This window comes from Pontibacter qinzhouensis (assembly GCF_008017455.1).
In the GTDB taxonomy this organism is placed as follows: Bacteria; Bacteroidota; Bacteroidia; order Cytophagales; family Hymenobacteraceae; genus Pontibacter; species Pontibacter qinzhouensis.
In genome coordinates this window covers 18,639-34,176 of record NZ_VRTY01000069.1, presented here as the reverse complement: position 1 = coordinate 34,176, position 15,538 = coordinate 18,639, and the positions used below count along the sequence as shown (strand labels likewise).

The window sequence follows — 15,538 nt, the reverse complement described above, 5'->3', positions numbered from 1 at the left end:
TAATAGCATCGTATATTGTATACTTTCTGAGGTTTGATCAGATGCAACAAACTTTTCAATTCAAGCTTTTTCAAACTTTGCTACTGAATTATCTAAATAAAAATAGCCTCCAGAAGGTTTTAGATCCGGATTTTGTCAAGGGTCTACCCAATATATTTTAGTTAAAAGTAATTACAAATATTCATGCTTCAGGTTGTTAAGGTAACCATAGGTGCCACTCACCTTTTATAGCATCAGCGATTCGTTTGTGGTAGAATAGTTTTGTTTAATTAGGAAAATGTGCCACATTGTTTCTAACCCTTGACTCTTTTAAGCCTCAGGTACTTCTGAAAGGCTTATTTCATTAGAATAATTTATGTGTGCTGCCGGTAAAAGCCTGGTAAGGGTAGTTCCTTAAAACAGCCGGAGCACAAAAGAACTTCTCTGCTTTTTTGCAACTTCCTGCTACGTGTGTTTTATAATCAATTTATCCTCCACTCCCTGCTATGAAACAGAAAAATAGCTTTTTACTCTATCAGTGGCATACCTGGAGCATCATGCTGATAGTTTTCCTGGTGCTGCCATCCTGTGCTGTAACAGATACTGTGGTGAGCAGGCACCTTACCGACGAACCTACCCGCGCTCATACCCTATCGCATGTTGGTGCTACGCATTGGTCTTACTTCTGGGGCTTATTAAAGGCAGCTGATTGGGATGCCGGTTGCCAACCTGGTAGCGACATGACCAGAGTGCGCACCCGAACAAACCCCTTGTTCATCTCAGTTTCTTTCCTGAGCCTGGGCCTTGTTATTCCGCAGAAACTGGAGTGGGACTGTGCTCCACCTACCAGAGACACAGGCGTTATCGGGAATGATTAAAAAGCTTTGTTCTGATGAAGACAAATACCTGCTGTTTCACTTACACATAAGCAACCATAGCTATGGCAACACTACCTCCTGGCATTGAGCACTTTCATCCGGAAGATCCATGGGAGAATGCGCATCAGAACTTTAAACATCGGTTTACACCTGGTGCCTCTTATTCACTGTGCATACCAGGTAACCAGTCACTGTTGCAGGACTACAATGCCACCACCGCCAACATGCAATGGCTAATCCGAAACGCGATCCAGACGAACACACCACTTAGAGCCATGGGCAGCAACTGGTCGTTTTCGCCGGTGGCCATGTGCCATGGGGGCATGCTCAATACCAAAGGGTTAAACCTCCGGTTTAAACTCGCCAACTCCTCACTCTCAGCCACCTTCAGGCAGAGCGGTAAAAACAAAGACGACCTGATTTTTGTGCAGTGTGGCATGAGCATGCTCGAACTAAACGAACTGCTGGAGCTACAATACAGGCGCTGCATTATGGCCTCTGGTGGCAGCAATGGTCAATCGGTGGCAGGCGCTACGGCAACAGGCACGCACGGAGGTGCTCTTTACACCGGCGCAGTGCACGATGCCATTGTGGGCCTGCACCTGGTAACCGGCTCTAACCGGCATGTCTGGCTCGAGAGGGCCTCTGCTCCTGTTGTGTCTGAAGAATTTGTGCAGGCGCTTGGTGCCGAAGCAGTTCGTGATGATGATATGTTTCATGCAGCGGTGGTATCGTTCGGAAGCTTTGGCATTATACACGGTGTGCTCCTGCAGGTGGAGCCGCTGTTTCTGCTGCAGGAGTTCCGTTTCGACCATGTTCCCTACACCCCTGCTCTGCAGCGGGCAATCGGTGAACTCGATATGGAGGCGCTGCGCGTTCTGCTGAACAAACTAGCCGAAGAAAGCGGCCTGCCGGAGAACCAGCAGGTAAGAATGCCCCAGCAAACCGAGTCGCTCAAGCTTTACCACCTGGAGCTGGCCCTGAACCCACACCATTTTGAGCCGGGCAGCAAAGAGAAAGGCATTTACATCCGTACATTCTACAAAATTCCTTGCCCTCCTGGTTATCAGCCGATCCATAACCGTCTGGAGAGTGGCAGAACGTTTAGCCCCGATCTGAACGGAATTATTTCGCGGGTACTGGAAGCAGCTGGCCCTGCTGGTAGCATGATCACGATTAAGCCGCTGGTAAATGCCCTGTTTAAAAGTACCCTCCGGGCAGCACAACCACAGCCGATGACCATAGGCGAAACCTTCAGGCATACCCGCTTTAAAGGCCAGATAGCCAGTGCTGCTCTGGCTGTAGCCACAGAAGATGTATTTCGGGTAACGGAAGTAATTCTGGAGCTGAACAAGAAACAGCCTTTCGCGGGTGCCCTTGCCTTGCGTTTTGTTAAAGGCACGCGTGCTTTACTTGGCTTTACAAAATTTGCCAACTCCTGCGTGCTCGAAATGGATGGTGTGGATGCTCCCTTTACAAGAAAATTCTTCTCGGATGTGTGGCATCGGCTGGAAGTACTGCAGATTCCTTATACCCTGCATTGGGGCAAACTTAACTTCATTTTAAATGAGCAGCGGGTACGGCACATGTATGGCAACCTGCAAGTAGATAAGTGGCTGCAATGCCGCGCTGCACTGCTCGATGCGCCCACCAGGAAAGTTTTTACAAACGATTTTATGATGCAATGTGGGTTAGACAAAAGCCCTGCCGCTCCCGTTGCTTAACTAAAGCAGGTTTCAAATGTGCCTGCTTCGTATGATAGGATAAACTATTGTATCGAATTCTTACTTACTTCTACCTCTAAATTCCAAAACACATAGCGACCAAAATCGCACAGCGTTCGCAGCTCCTGCAAGATCAGTTGCTGCTCTTAGAATTACAGCTTATTCTCTTGTAGGTTACCTGAAAAAAATCCGGTATCATGAGTCTTGGCACCTGTGGCTGAAAAGGCAGGTCCTGTTTCTCAAGTTGCTGCAAATCAGAAATCAAACATATTCATTGGTGCTTCATGCCAGATAAATGAGCTAAATCAGTTGCAGGGTTATGAAATGTCATCATATATAACCTAAGCTGCGCCTATCTTTATACCAGTCAATTACTTCTACAGCAAATTTAAGTAGCCATGGTAACCTTCCTCTGCACCACCGATTTCTCTGCTTCCTCCGAAAATGCTATCCGGTATGCCAGTGAACTGGCTCAGTTTTTCGACGCTCGTATTCTGCTTTTTCATTCGGTTTCTACTGCAGCCAAGGCAAAACTGGCACTAGCCTACAGCTCGGAACACGACCGCCTTACCGATGAACTGGAAGAGAGAATAGATCATTTAACCAGGCTGGAGGCACTCAAAACAAAGCTTAACAACAAAAATACTTCTGAAAATGTACGGTATGAGCTTTGCCTGCGATACGGAACGCAAGAAGACACCATTCCGGCCTTGCTGGCAGAAGAACAGGTAGATGTAGTGGTGATGGGGCACGATGGTGCAGGTGGCCTGCAGGAGGTGCTGGTTGGCTCTGTTGCGGCCAGCGTAACAGCTGCTACAGTTTGCCCGGTGCTGCTGATACCTCCAGGCGCTGCGTTTAAATCTTTGTTTAAAATAGTGTATGCCTCCGATCTCAAAAATGCCCCCTTAACCGGACTTAACTTTTTGCTGAGACTGGCCACGCTTTTCCGCTCCGAAATTATGATCTTACACGTGCTCTCTTCAAAAACGGATTCAGACAAGGAAAAACTACTGGAAGAACTGAAACTCTATTACAGCAGGTTTCCTTTCCAGAATATTTCCATTCATTTAGAAACCCATAGGTCGGTGCAGGCTGGTATAAGCCAGTTTACGCACCATAACAAAGCCGACATGCTGGTGGTTGGGTATCACCCAAAAGAGAAGTGGGACTATATATTTCCGCAAAATCAACGACAGGAAATTTCTTACCACAGCTACCTGCCTATGCTTGTAATGCATTGTACTCTGTAACACCCCCCACAAAAGCTCTGCATCGGTAAAACATTATTTTCCTATTAAACCGACATTTGAGCTTTAGCACGAAAAGCTGTTTTAGCAGCCTGTTTTATTTTTGAAAGACCTCATGAATACTAATCCGAAGTAAAAGCCAGTTCTTAAATTCCATCAGAAGAAAAGAGTTTTGTTCCCTTTGGTTGTATACTTGTTTACTTCTTCTCCTCAGAGTTCTGTCATTTTAAATTCCGGAGAGTTAACATGAGGTCGATACCAGTAACCAATTTACACCGTTTTATTTAACACCCTTACAAAAAGCATACTCTCCACAAAGGCAAGTTTTAAGCCTGGTACAGCCGCAAAAGCAGCTACTGTTCAGATAACGATCAGCAAAAAAGAAACTGCCGTAAAACCGGTTGGTTTCCACCTGATCTTATCTGAACTTGCGGCTATTGTAGCAGCAGATGTTTATCTTTTTACCACACTCCTCTGCAGATTCCATTCACCAAGTGCTGCGATTTGGCTCCCCACGCTCCTGAAAACCTTAAAGGGAAAAATTCCATTTAAAGAGTAACCGGCTTACTACAGGTTTTAGCCAATTATTCAAATAAAATCAGCCTTCCAAAGCATTTTAAACGAAATATTGCCAAGGGTAAAAAACGCTGCAAGGTTTTATGTTGAAGAAAGAGTTTCAGGCAGAGCCGCTTCTTCAAGTACATTATTAAAATTTCTAATACTTCCTTATACCACTGCACAACCCAGAGCACAAATAAAATCTAATTAGAACACGGGTTTAAGTGGCCAATTGGTTATATTGAGGAATAAGGAGATGTAGGCTATACAGCAGTGTAAAAATTAAGCTACTAGCTGCACCAATACTACCTGATTCACTGCCAGGTTAAGCTACTCCACCACTGGCTATCGCCTTTTTCTGTCGCAAGCATCACGTACCTGCTTCCCTTCAACATTAACCTAACGTTCTAACTATTTCACGAGTTGGGTTGATGAAACCGTAAATCTGCAATTCAGAAAAGATATTCATGGGCTGGATGTACCCCCTGCTCCTGCTCTTGCTTAAGCCAAAAATTATGGGTAAGTACAGTGCCATGCACTAGCAAATTCATTTTGTAATCTGCATTTTTATTTATGAATTGAAGGACATGAGCTTTATAAGCTACTAAATCTTTTGTAATAAGTTAGGTGCAAGAAGATTACAAATCCGCCAAATTGAAAAGGAGCGATTCTTGAAAGAAATTCTGATACTTTGTGGCACTGCCTCTACTACTGAAATACTGTTTACTCAGATGGCTGTCAGCTAGAAAAGAGGCTTTCTACCCTTGGATGTTTTTCGGCAAAAATCCCTCTGGAGGGCTTTTTCATTTGAAAAATTGCACATGAAAAAGAATGCTCCAGAAGGAAGTAAGAAGTGCTGCTCCGACTTAATATCAAAAATAATTAACTCCGCTATAAGGATACATGAGAGGCAGCGGAATAGCAGGTATTTATTGTAACTCCCGCTCTGCGGCAAACTTTTCTAATCCTTAATTTGGTGCTGTACTAATACGCTTGGTTGTCGGTAACTTCTAATTCTTCAGGTTCGCGTACCTGCCAGCCTGTTCCAAACGATGGCAGGGTAAGAAGAGGCACCTCGTTATAGGCCACCATTTGTGCCGTCACGCTTTTGTTCAGGAGTCGTTCTAAAAAAGTATGTTTCTGAGGACTCAGGATGAGGATGCTGGCTTGCTTTTCCTGCACATATTCCCGTATACCGGCCACCACATCTGTTCTTTGCCGGAGCACCACCTTGTAATCTACATCATGAAGCTGCTCATCAAAAGATTCGAGGGCGCGTTCAATGTTCTTATAAGCTATTTGCATATCGGGGTGGCGGTGCAGGTGCAATACTTCGAGCCTTGGTCTGAAAGTTTTCATGAAATCGCGGAGTAGCCTGAGCAGTTCATTGTCTGGCTGCCGGCTTAAGTCGGAAGCGAAAATTACCGAGCTTAGGCTGCGGAACCTGGCCCAGAGCGGCACCCCCAACACCGGCACGCGGCTGTTTCGCATAACCGATACGGTCGTGCTGCCAATTATAGCCTTACCCAGCGAACCTCCTCCCTGCATGCCCATTATCACCAGGTCTGCCTCATACGCCCCGGCTATACTTACAATCTGATCCTGAACCTTTCCCATTTTAGCCACGCAGGTAACACGGGCCGTATAGCGCTCCTTTGGCGCGTGGGTGGCTAATATAGTATGGAATACCTGCTCCGCATAACCTGGCACCTGGTTAACATGCTGACCTGCTTTAGCCACACATTTAAAGTCATACACATAATCGTTGGGAGCATCTGCTTTGCAGCTAGCAACAAACTGATCGAGTTCACGGCACTTTTCCTTTTCCAGCTCCGGCAAAAACAAAGGTATCTCATACATGGCAGGTGGTGCCGAGGCCGCATAAAAAGCATGGAAAACAACTACTTTTAATTTAGCTTTCTGTGCTACCTCCAGTGCGAATAACAAGGCATTTTTTGAGCCTAAAGAGAAATCTACGGGTACGAGTATGGTTTTCATGGCAGCTATTTTTACAAGTTATAAAAGAACCAGCCCCAACAGCTGTTTCATAAGGCTAAAGTACCGGCAACCGCACCTAAAAGCGATGAGGTAAATCAGGTCTGCAACAGACTTTAGTCAGGTTTTCAGGCTAGGGTTACCGGTGCTCCTGCACATACCTCCTATAAAACCCGGCAGCTAGCAACTCTTGGCGAAAAACTGGCTTAAAATCTTCTGAAGGCTGTTTTTATTTAAATAATTCATTTTTTTTAAAGCGCTTCTTACTTGTTTTTCGCTTTAATGGCTAGTTCATTTGTGCTAAAGGTCAGGCTGTTCTGTTTTTGGGTAGGTGTAGGTCATTGCCAGGTGCTGCCATAGCCCAGGAAGTTGTGCCGCAGAAGCCGGAACTTTACAGCTACCTGCACGTACTTCAAAAAAAATGGCATTTTTGCCTTGCATCATTGCTTTCGGTTATCTTAGCCTAGCCCATGGATTTAATTAAGTTATTAAAACATTTGCCTGACACAGTCGTAATTCTTACTCCTGATCTTAAAATTCTGGATGCCACCGACGAGTATTACCGCATAACTATGCGAACACGCGAGGAACTGGTAGGCCAGGATTTCCTGGATTCTTTCCCAGATAATCCGGATGATCCGAGCTCCAGAAATGCTTTCCTCCTGCGCAAATCCTTGGAAAAAGTTTTAGAAACCAAACAACCCGACAGGTTGGAGGTTCTGCGTTACGACATACCAAGGCCAGCATCGGCAGGTGGTGGCTACGATGTGCGCTTTTGGGAAGCCATTCATGCGCCCATCCCGGACGAAAAGGGTAACGTGAGCTATATTATTCAGAAAACCTCTGATGTAACGGAGCGCGAGCTCAGCAAACATGCCCTTGCCTTAGAAGAGAGCAAGTTCAGGTTTATGGCCGATGCCATGCCTCAACTCATTTTCACTACCAATCCGGAAGGTAAACTTACTTACCTGAACCAGCGTTGGGAACAGTACACAGGCGAGCCAATCACAAACCTTTTCGGCGACAAATGGCAGGAAACAATTCATCCTGAAGACCAGGGGGCCTTTGCTGCCAAATGGAAAGAGGCTCTGCAGCAGGGCACCGAAATGCAGGCCGAACTGCGCCAGCGAGACAAAAACGGAAACTACCGCTGGCACCTTTGCCGCAGCATGCCCATGCACACAGAGCAGGGCGAGTTAACCATGTGGGTAGGCAGCTACACCGATATTCACGACACCCGCAACCTGGTAATGGAACTGCTGGCTACAAATGAGCAAATGGTGGCGCTCTCGGACCAGGTGCACCATTCTTTTTTAAAGGCAGAGGCAGAACGCAAAGTGATGGAGCAGCTTATACTGAAAGCGCCCTTTTTCTGCTGCATCTTAAAAGGCCCTGAACACCGCTACGAGCTGGTAAATGAGAACTACCAGAAATTAATTTACAACAGAGACTCTGTTGGTAAAACCGTGGCTGAGGTAATTCCGGAAGTGGTGGAGCAGGGTTTTATTCAGATTCTGGACAAGGTGTATACTACCGGAGAAGACTTTTTGGCCGAAGCAGTACCTATAAAACTGGCCCAGGTAAACACAAATGAACTCCAGCAGTATTACCTGACATTTATTTACCAGGCACTCCGCGACGAGAACGGAAACATACATGGCATCCTGGTTTTTGGGTACGATGTATCGGATCAGGAACGATACAGGCAGAAGTTACAGGATCTGGAATTAAGCCAATAAAAGCGTGCAGGAAATTTTACATAGAAACATAGGAGGCATGCTATGGAATTAGCCAAATTGGATTTTCAGCAGCTTCGGGTAAAGCATATCTTTTTCAAGACAAAAATTCGGGCATTACTTTACGGCGGCTCCTACGATGAGGTACATTTCTCACCAAAAGGGCTGGTAAACGTCTGGTTCGACTCTGTGGGGTTGGTACGCTACGGCAGCGAACCTGAAATTCAGGAACTTGCCAATATTCATCAGAGGCTTAATTTCTCTGCCCTTACCTTGCTGCGGCAGTACAAAAATGGCATGATCGACCAGGCACACGACGGCTTAAAAGGCATCGATTTACTTTCTGATCAGTTTTTAGCTATACTGTCTAAAGCCGAACAAAGACTTTCCGCCACTTCAAGATAAAAGCATTTGCCTCTTTAAGCGATATCTTGAAGCAAGTGTTGAGTGAACCTGTCTACAGCGGCATAATTAATTTTAGAAACACTGCGGTCAGACTTGGCTGCCAAACGTGCTATAAGCCAGTCGTGCTGGTTCATTTTCTCCATCAGAAATTCGCCGCCAAGGCAGGCATTCAGGAGGCTATGCTGTAGCAGCTTTTCAGGAAATGCTTGCCGGAGTTGCTCCTCTTGTCGCTCCTGCAGAAGGCAGCAAATAAACAGCCCGATTTCTTTTTGCAGGAGCAGTTTCAGGTTTTCTTCGCAGAAAGTTTGTACCTCCTCTTGTATGGCTCCCAGGTGTATGCTGCCTCCTATAATTACGGCATCATAGGCATCCGGCGAAAAATCCGGATACCGGCTGAGGTTCAGAACATCCACAGGATATTCTTTTTCAAGCTTTTCGGCAATCAGGTTAGCCACCTTCCCGGTGGTTCCGTGCCTCGACATATACACAACGGCTATTTTCATCTGGTTTAAAAGAAACAGGTTTAACGCTCAGTCACACAAGTCAGTCAACATTCCGTTTCTCGCCAGCGAAAACAGATCCGGGTGCAAAGCGGCTTTGCCAGTTTAGCCGCTTTAAAAATAACAATTTATAAAGTGAAACATAAGTGAAAGGCTGACTTTGCCAAGCCAGCAGGTCGAATTTTTCAGAAAAAGTCTTTGCCCACTTCGTCTTGTTTTTCCGAAGAAGACGAAGACACCAGGCCACCAGGCTGCTTCGGCATAGCCAGCACCGGCACATCGAGGGCGTAAAGCAGCATGCCTGATGTACTTGCCAGCCGCAGGGAGTCCCAGTTGTTGCGATGTTCTTCGGCAAATGCGATAATATCTATGTGGTGCTTTTTGGCATATTTAACAATGCCGGCCGATATGTGCCTGTTATAAACCTGTACGAACGAAAAATCGTTGCCTGCAAAATCATCAAACAAAGATGCTTTCAGATCGTCTTTTAAACCTGATGTTGCTTCGGTGTCGGTTTTTACGTGGAGTACTGTTATGGCTGCTGTAATCAGGCTCTTCAGCCGGAAGAGTTGCTGCATAACGCTTTTGTTATCTGGTTCCAGGTCTGAGGCATACACTATTTTACGAAGCTCCCGAATTCTGGTGTTTTCAGGCACCGCCAGTACCGGGCACGGCGACAGCCGCAACAGTTGCTCGGTGGTAGATCCAAACAGCTTGTCCAGAAACGATGGCCCTTGCTGGGTGCCCATTACGACCAAGTCTACCTCTTTCTCCTCTATTACATGTAACAGTTCCCGTATAGTATCGCCGCTTCTGACCAGGTACCTGATCGGCACCATGACCTGCTTATCGAGCCTTGCCACCTTTGCCTGCTGCTTTAGCCGGACCAGGTACTCCTGCCTGTCTTCCGAAACCGGCAATGTAAACATTGGGCCGAGCATTATCGGAACATCGCGGTACACATGGCACAGGAGCAGGCGGGCATTTAGTTGCGAGGCCAGGCTAAGGGCAACTTCCAGCGCTTTTAAAGAAACATAAGAAAAATCGGATGGAACCAGAATCGTTTTCATGACAAAGGAGTGTAATTGTAAAAATTTGTACTACCGTAGTTCCTGCTTTTGCACGCAAAACCGCCTGTTATAAGACACAAGACACAGGATTTTTATTTTATTCCTATTATAATTTTAAGGGCCAATTATGTATTGAAAATTAATATTGTTGTCATCCTCAGAAGGAATTCCCCTTGGATACAAAAGTCATTTTTTGCTTCTGGAGGCTATTTTCATGTAAATAATTTGCTCGCGGCAGCGTCTGCAGCAGCACCTCATGCTATAGCTACCAGGTATGACCTATAGTTAGTTTGCTTTGGGTATAGCCTAGGATCAGAATTAAAAAAATTGGCTCAAAAAGTAGTCTTTGTTAATGCTCATGAACCTTTTCCAACTCTTCTGGCTCACGTTCCTGCCAGTTAGTGCGCGACGATGGTAGCGTTAGCAAGGGCACGTCGTGGTAAGCCACCATTTGGGCAGTTACACTTTTGTTGAAGAGGCGCTTGATAAAGGTATGCTTCTGAGGGCTCAGGATCAGGGCACTTGGCTGGCGTTCCTGCAGGTATTCCCGTATGCCTGCTACTACCTCAGGCCGTTGCCGAAGCACCACTTTGTAATCGATGTCGTGTAGCTGCTCATCAAACGCTTCGAGGGTGCGCTCCACGTTACGGTATTCCGCCTGCATGTCTTGTTGGCGGTGCAGGTGCAGCAACTCAAGCCGGGGCTTAAAGGTTTTCATGAAACCGCGCAGGAGCCGTAGCAGGGTTTTATCTGGCTGTCTGCTCAGGTCTGAGGCAAACACCACCGAACGCAGGCCCCGGAACCGCGCATGTAGCGGCACACCCAGCACCGGCACAGAGCAATTGCGCATAATCGAGAGCGTGGTGCTGCCAATCAGGGCCTGCTCCAGTGCGCTGCCACCTTGCATGCCCATAACTATCAAGTCTGCTTCATAGGCCTCGGCTACACTTAGAATCTGTTCATACACTGTTCCCATTCTGGCTACGCACGTTACCTGGTCAGCAAAACGCTCCTGTGGCTCCTGCACTGCTACAATCGTATGAAAAACCTGCTCTGTGTAGCCCGGCACCAGGTTCTCCGGTTTTGTTACCTTGGGGGCACACCTAAAGTCGAACACATAATCGTGCGGCGCAGCCTCTTTACACACGTTCACGTACTGCTCCAGTTCACGGCATTTCACCCGCTCCAGGTTCTGAATAAACGATGGCGTTTCGTAGGCAGCCGGTGGTAACGCTGCCGGGTAAAAAGCATGAAAAACTATTATTCTGATGTGCGGCTTTTGCGCCAGTTCCAGCGCATACAGCAGGGCGTTCTTAGAATCAGGAGAGAAGTCGATGGGCACAAGTATGGTTTTCATGACAGCAGGCTTTAAGGTAAAACATAAGATTCTGGGCCTTTGCATTAGAACTGGCCTCGAAAATAAAGATAGTACAACCTTCTTCTTTTTTATATGACCAAAGTCATCTCAAACCAATTTCTTTATCAGCTCCTTAACCTGATTTCCAATAACTTAACAAGTGTATTCACAAACTAACATACGCTATAAATTGATATCAATTTCTCACACCTTAAAGAGTCAGGAAATTGAGGTTAATGGACAACAGCTATATTACCAGTTCAGGCAGTTTGCGGCTACTATACTTTTGTTTAACAGCGAACTTTACTAGGGGTTGTCTGATTGCGATAACAGCAAATAGCCCAACCTATTTCTAAGTCGGGCCATTTGCTGTTATCTAAAATCCTGCTGTTACTCCTGAAGAAGCGTTTTTAATGCTTTTCAGGCGAGTACTTTGCCAGATAGGGTAAAAGCTGGTAACTGTATTATTTCGCCACCATTCATAGCCGACTCGTGCGCTAAAATACCCACACACGTTATGTTAGCCGATTGTACTGCATTAGGGTAAGGCTCCCGGCCATCTACCAAGGCACTAACAAACTCGTGCACCAGGTGCGGATGCGAGCCTCCGTGCCCTGCACCCTGAATAAAGGAAAGGTGCTGGTTACTATCGCTATCATAAACGCCTGCCTGCGTAAACGACTGTATATCAGCTGGAAGAAGATGTGCATAGTCCGGTATTTTTACCCGCTCCGGCTGTTCCCCAGTGTGTATAACGCTGTCTTCGTGCTCAATCTGCGTCCACTCAAACGATTTTTTCGAGCCGTATACATCAAAGCTTTCGCGGTACTGGCGGGCTGTGTTAAATAAGGAGCGTGTAACTTCAGCGGCCAGATCAGAATCTTTGAATTTAATATGGCAGGTTTCGATGGCGAACGGTGAGCCGTATTTTGGAATCAGCTCTTCATCTATTCTACCAGACCCGAAACAAGACACGTACTCCGCCTCTGCCCGTGGCAGCGCCAGCACAGGCCCTACGCAGTGGGTGGCATAATGCATGGGCGGCAGGCCTTCCCAGTAGCCGGGCCAGCCAGCCATCTCCTGCTGGTGCGATGCTCTCAAAAACTGTATCTTACCCAGTTCGCCTTTTTCGTACATCTCTTTTACGAACAGGAATTCACGGCTGTACACCACCGTCTCCATCATCATGTAGGTGAGGCCGGTTTCCTGCACCAGTTCCACTATCTGGCGGCATTCTTCTACAGTGGTAGCCATAGGAACCGTGCAGGCCACATGCTTGCCAGCCCGCAAAGCTGCTATAGATTGTTCGGCATGGCTTTGTATAGGTGTATTAATGTGCACTGCATCCACGTTCGGGTCCTGCAGCAGTTCCTCAAAATCAGTGTAGCGTTTTTCTATGCCAAAGGCATCCCCTATTTCATCTACCTTGCTTTGGGTGCGCTGGCAAATGGCGTACATGTTAGCGTTGGGGTGCTTCTGGTAAATAGGAATAAACTCTGCCCCGAAGCCCAGACCTACAATAGCGATGTTAATTTTTTTCTCACTCATACTAATGCTATGTTATGGGTTATTGAATGTTAGAACGATGTGGTTGCCTGCGGTACGGCTTGTGCTGCCGGTTGGGCAGTGGCAGCCCATTGCTTCAGGAACTGCAGCCCTTCGCTCGCAAAACCATCCTGGCTGGGTACCAGAGGCCGCCAGATGCAGACAGCACCGGCAAGCTCCTTTACTTCCGGCGTGAAACTCTCTATCGAAACAGCGCCCTTATACTGTATGGCCGTTAAGCCGCGCATATAGGCGTCCCAGCGGGTTTGGCCGGTGCCTGGAGTACCACGGTAGTTCTCCGATACCTGCACATGCAGCAGTTTGTCGCCCACCAACCGGATGGCCTTTTCGATGTCAGGCTCCTCAATATTCATATGAAACCCATCGAGAAGTACGTTGGCAGCCGGGTGGTTAATTTCCTGCACCAGGCGCATTACATCTTCTGCCGTATTGATCAGGTCTGATTCGAACCGGTTCAGGGGCTCCAGCGCCAGCTGTAAGCCTCGGTCTTCGGCCAGGCGGCATACCTTATGCAGATTAGTTACGGCCCGCTCCCACTCCAGCTTCTTCTGCTCCGGAGTTACCAGCCTGGCTTTGCCTACGGCAGAGTACATGGGCCCTGCAAAGAACCTGGCCCCGAGCCCTTCGCATATGTCGAGGCAGGATGTTATGTACTGCAGGCTGGTCTGGTGGTAGCTTGGCTCGTCGTGGGTTAAGTCGCGGCTGGTGCCGAATGCGCCGCAAATGATCGGCTCCAGTTCGTGTTCCGCCAGCGCCTCCTTTACCTGCTGCACATCTATCAAGGCTGGGTCCTCTACCGGAATCTCCACCATGTCGTACCCCATCTGCTTTATTTTAGAGAAAAGCGAAGTGGTTTCGGTGGTGAACGGTGATGTCCAGAGCCAGGTGCTGACACCGAATTTTAAATCTAAACTCATAGGCTGATTGTTTATACGATTACTTTAACACCACCTCTTTATCCTGTTCCTCCAGCACCACTACTTTGTAACCACCTTTAGACCGGTAGTAAAGCATCAGGAAGATGAAAGCTGCAAACATGATGATAGGGAAAATAGCCACTGTCTGCAGCGCCTCTTTTTTTGCCTCGTTCTGAATAACCTCTACCCTGCGCTGTTCCTCTTCGCTGGCGCCAGCCAGTTTAGCGGAGTTCAGGGCCTGGTAATCGCCGAATATGCTGGTCTTTTGCTCGGTGGCGTAGGTGTCGTGCAAGGCAGTATTGTTAGAGGCATCGTAGGCGCTCAGGTTTCGGTCTATCGATTTATCTTGTGCAAAGCCTAGGATAACAGCTCCAATTACACCGGCTGCAATCATGCCCACACCTCCTGTAATGTTTAAGGTAAGGGCACCTCCTTTCGGGAAGCGTTCTGCCACTACTCCCAAAATGGTTGGCCAGAAAAATGTTTTACCAAGTGCAAATACCGTGGCAGCCACCAGCACCATCAGTCCGCTTGATACCGAGAGCAGCAGCAACCCGGCACAGGCAACGGCAGAACAAACGGCCAGCAGGCCCAACGGCGAAATTCTGTGAATGATGGATCCTGCAAAAAAGCGCAGCCCCGCCATAATAGCCGAGGTATACACCAGAATCCAGCCTGCCTGAATGCCTATTGCAAACATTTCCGGTGCCATCAGGTCTGAGATCCAGCTGTCGGTGCCAAGCTCTGTGGTAGCCAACGGAATCATGAGCAGGTTCAGGAAAATAAAGACCGGCTGACCCAGGCTTCTCACGAAGAAACCAAACACGCCCACAATCCCCAGCGTAATGGCAACATTCAGGGTAGTGGACCAGCCAAAGATGGAGCCCAGCTGGAAAACGATAAGAGCCGTTACAATAAGCGCACCGCCTACTCCTACTTCTTTTAACATAGAAAGGTAAGACACACCTGCTTTCACACGCTCGTTCACCGGGAATTTACGCGGGAACATCATGATGCCATACATGATGGTAGGTATCATGATCAGGATCATTTTAAGTTTCCAGCTGGTTTCGGCACCGAGCAGCAGGGCCAGAATTCCGCCCAGGACAAGACCTGTTGGCCAGCCGGCATGGAGCATGTTGAGCCACTTACTTTTCTCTCTTGGGAACATGGTAGCAACCACCGGGTTGGTTACAGCCTCTACGGTACCGTTACCCAACGCCATAATAAACGTGGCGATGTAGAGCGACCAGTAGCCGGTAGCAAAAAAGGTAAGCACAGCAGAAGCTGAGTGGCAGATAAAAGCGAAGACCATCGCATTTTTGTACCCGATACGATCTATGATCAGGCTAAACAACACGATGCTGATGGCAAAAGGCCATAGTCCTACGCCCGCTATCTCTCCGATCTGGGTATTAGTCAGATTGAACTCTTCGCCCCACTGCGGCAGCGTGAGCGCCCGCAGAATAAAGCCAAACGAAGTGGTGACCAGGGCCACGAAACAAGCCCAAAATAATTTCTTATCAGGGGCATCAGATAGGGCAGTTGTTTGCTCGTTCGTCATTTGCATATTTTTATCTTGTTAATCTTGAAACATCCTGAGGTG

12 protein-coding genes are annotated in these 15,538 nt (G+C 47.4%); 5 read left to right on the top strand and 7 right to left on the bottom strand.

The genetic code is table 11. The features are described from left to right. Positions 1–485 precede the first annotated feature (485 nt). The 3 genes from FVR03_RS16700 (at position 486) to FVR03_RS16690 (ending at position 3,831) form a co-directional block, all read left to right on the top strand. Positions 486–857, top strand: a complete 372-nt coding sequence (locus FVR03_RS16700) for a hypothetical protein (protein WP_147922902.1) — start codon at positions 486–488, stop codon at positions 855–857. A gap of 62 nt (positions 858–919) precedes the next feature. Beyond that, positions 920–2,581, top strand: coding sequence for an FAD-binding protein (locus tag FVR03_RS16695; protein WP_147922901.1), 1,662 nt, complete (start codon positions 920–922; stop codon positions 2,579–2,581). 398 nt (positions 2,582–2,979) lie between these two features. Next, positions 2,980–3,831, top strand: coding sequence for a universal stress protein (locus tag FVR03_RS16690; protein ID WP_147922900.1), 852 nt, complete (start codon positions 2,980–2,982; stop codon positions 3,829–3,831). Positions 3,832–5,370: 1,539 nt separating this feature from the next. Here the strand turns inward: FVR03_RS16690 and FVR03_RS16685 are convergent. Continuing rightward, positions 5,371–6,384: a universal stress protein gene (locus FVR03_RS16685; RefSeq protein WP_147922899.1), complete on the bottom strand. Its 1,014-nt coding sequence runs from the start codon at positions 6,382–6,384 to the stop codon at positions 5,371–5,373. A 494-nt stretch (positions 6,385–6,878) separates the two neighbouring features. Here FVR03_RS16685 and FVR03_RS16680 point away from each other — a divergent pair, with 494 nt between their 5' ends. Then, positions 6,879–8,120, top strand: coding sequence for a PAS domain-containing protein (locus tag FVR03_RS16680; RefSeq protein WP_255474270.1), 1,242 nt, complete (start codon positions 6,879–6,881; stop codon positions 8,118–8,120). Positions 8,121–8,162: 42 nt separating this feature from the next. Next, entirely contained in the window at positions 8,163–8,522 is a 360-nt protein-coding gene (locus tag FVR03_RS16675; protein WP_147922897.1) for a histidine kinase, read from the top strand. Between the two features lie 14 nt (positions 8,523–8,536). On the opposite strand, the gene FVR03_RS16670 is transcribed toward FVR03_RS16675, so the two are convergent. From FVR03_RS16670 to FVR03_RS16645, 6 genes are all read right to left on the bottom strand, one after another. Further along, entirely contained in the window at positions 8,537–9,025 is a 489-nt protein-coding gene (locus FVR03_RS16670; protein ID WP_147922896.1) for a flavodoxin domain-containing protein, read from the bottom strand. 182 nt (positions 9,026–9,207) lie between these two features. Continuing rightward, positions 9,208–10,092 (bottom strand): universal stress protein, encoded by an 885-nt coding sequence (locus tag FVR03_RS16665; protein ID WP_147922895.1) that lies wholly within the window; start codon positions 10,090–10,092, stop codon positions 9,208–9,210. 349 nt (positions 10,093–10,441) lie between these two features. Continuing rightward, positions 10,442–11,449 carry a universal stress protein gene (locus tag FVR03_RS16660; RefSeq protein ID WP_187270195.1) on the bottom strand — a complete coding sequence of 336 codons (1,008 nt, stop codon included), beginning with the start codon at positions 11,447–11,449 and terminating at the stop codon, positions 10,442–10,444. Positions 11,450–11,869: 420 nt separating this feature from the next. Beyond that, positions 11,870–12,997, bottom strand: a complete 1,128-nt coding sequence (locus FVR03_RS16655; RefSeq protein ID WP_147922893.1) for a Gfo/Idh/MocA family protein — start codon at positions 12,995–12,997, stop codon at positions 11,870–11,872. A gap of 29 nt (positions 12,998–13,026) precedes the next feature. After that, a complete protein-coding gene (locus FVR03_RS16650) occupies positions 13,027–13,932 on the bottom strand; it encodes a sugar phosphate isomerase/epimerase family protein (protein WP_147922892.1) in 906 nt (301 codons plus the stop codon). A gap of 19 nt (positions 13,933–13,951) precedes the next feature. Beyond that, positions 13,952–15,502 (bottom strand): MFS transporter, encoded by a 1,551-nt coding sequence (locus tag FVR03_RS16645; RefSeq protein ID WP_222707255.1) that lies wholly within the window; start codon positions 15,500–15,502, stop codon positions 13,952–13,954. Between the last annotated feature and the right edge of the window lie 36 nt (positions 15,503–15,538).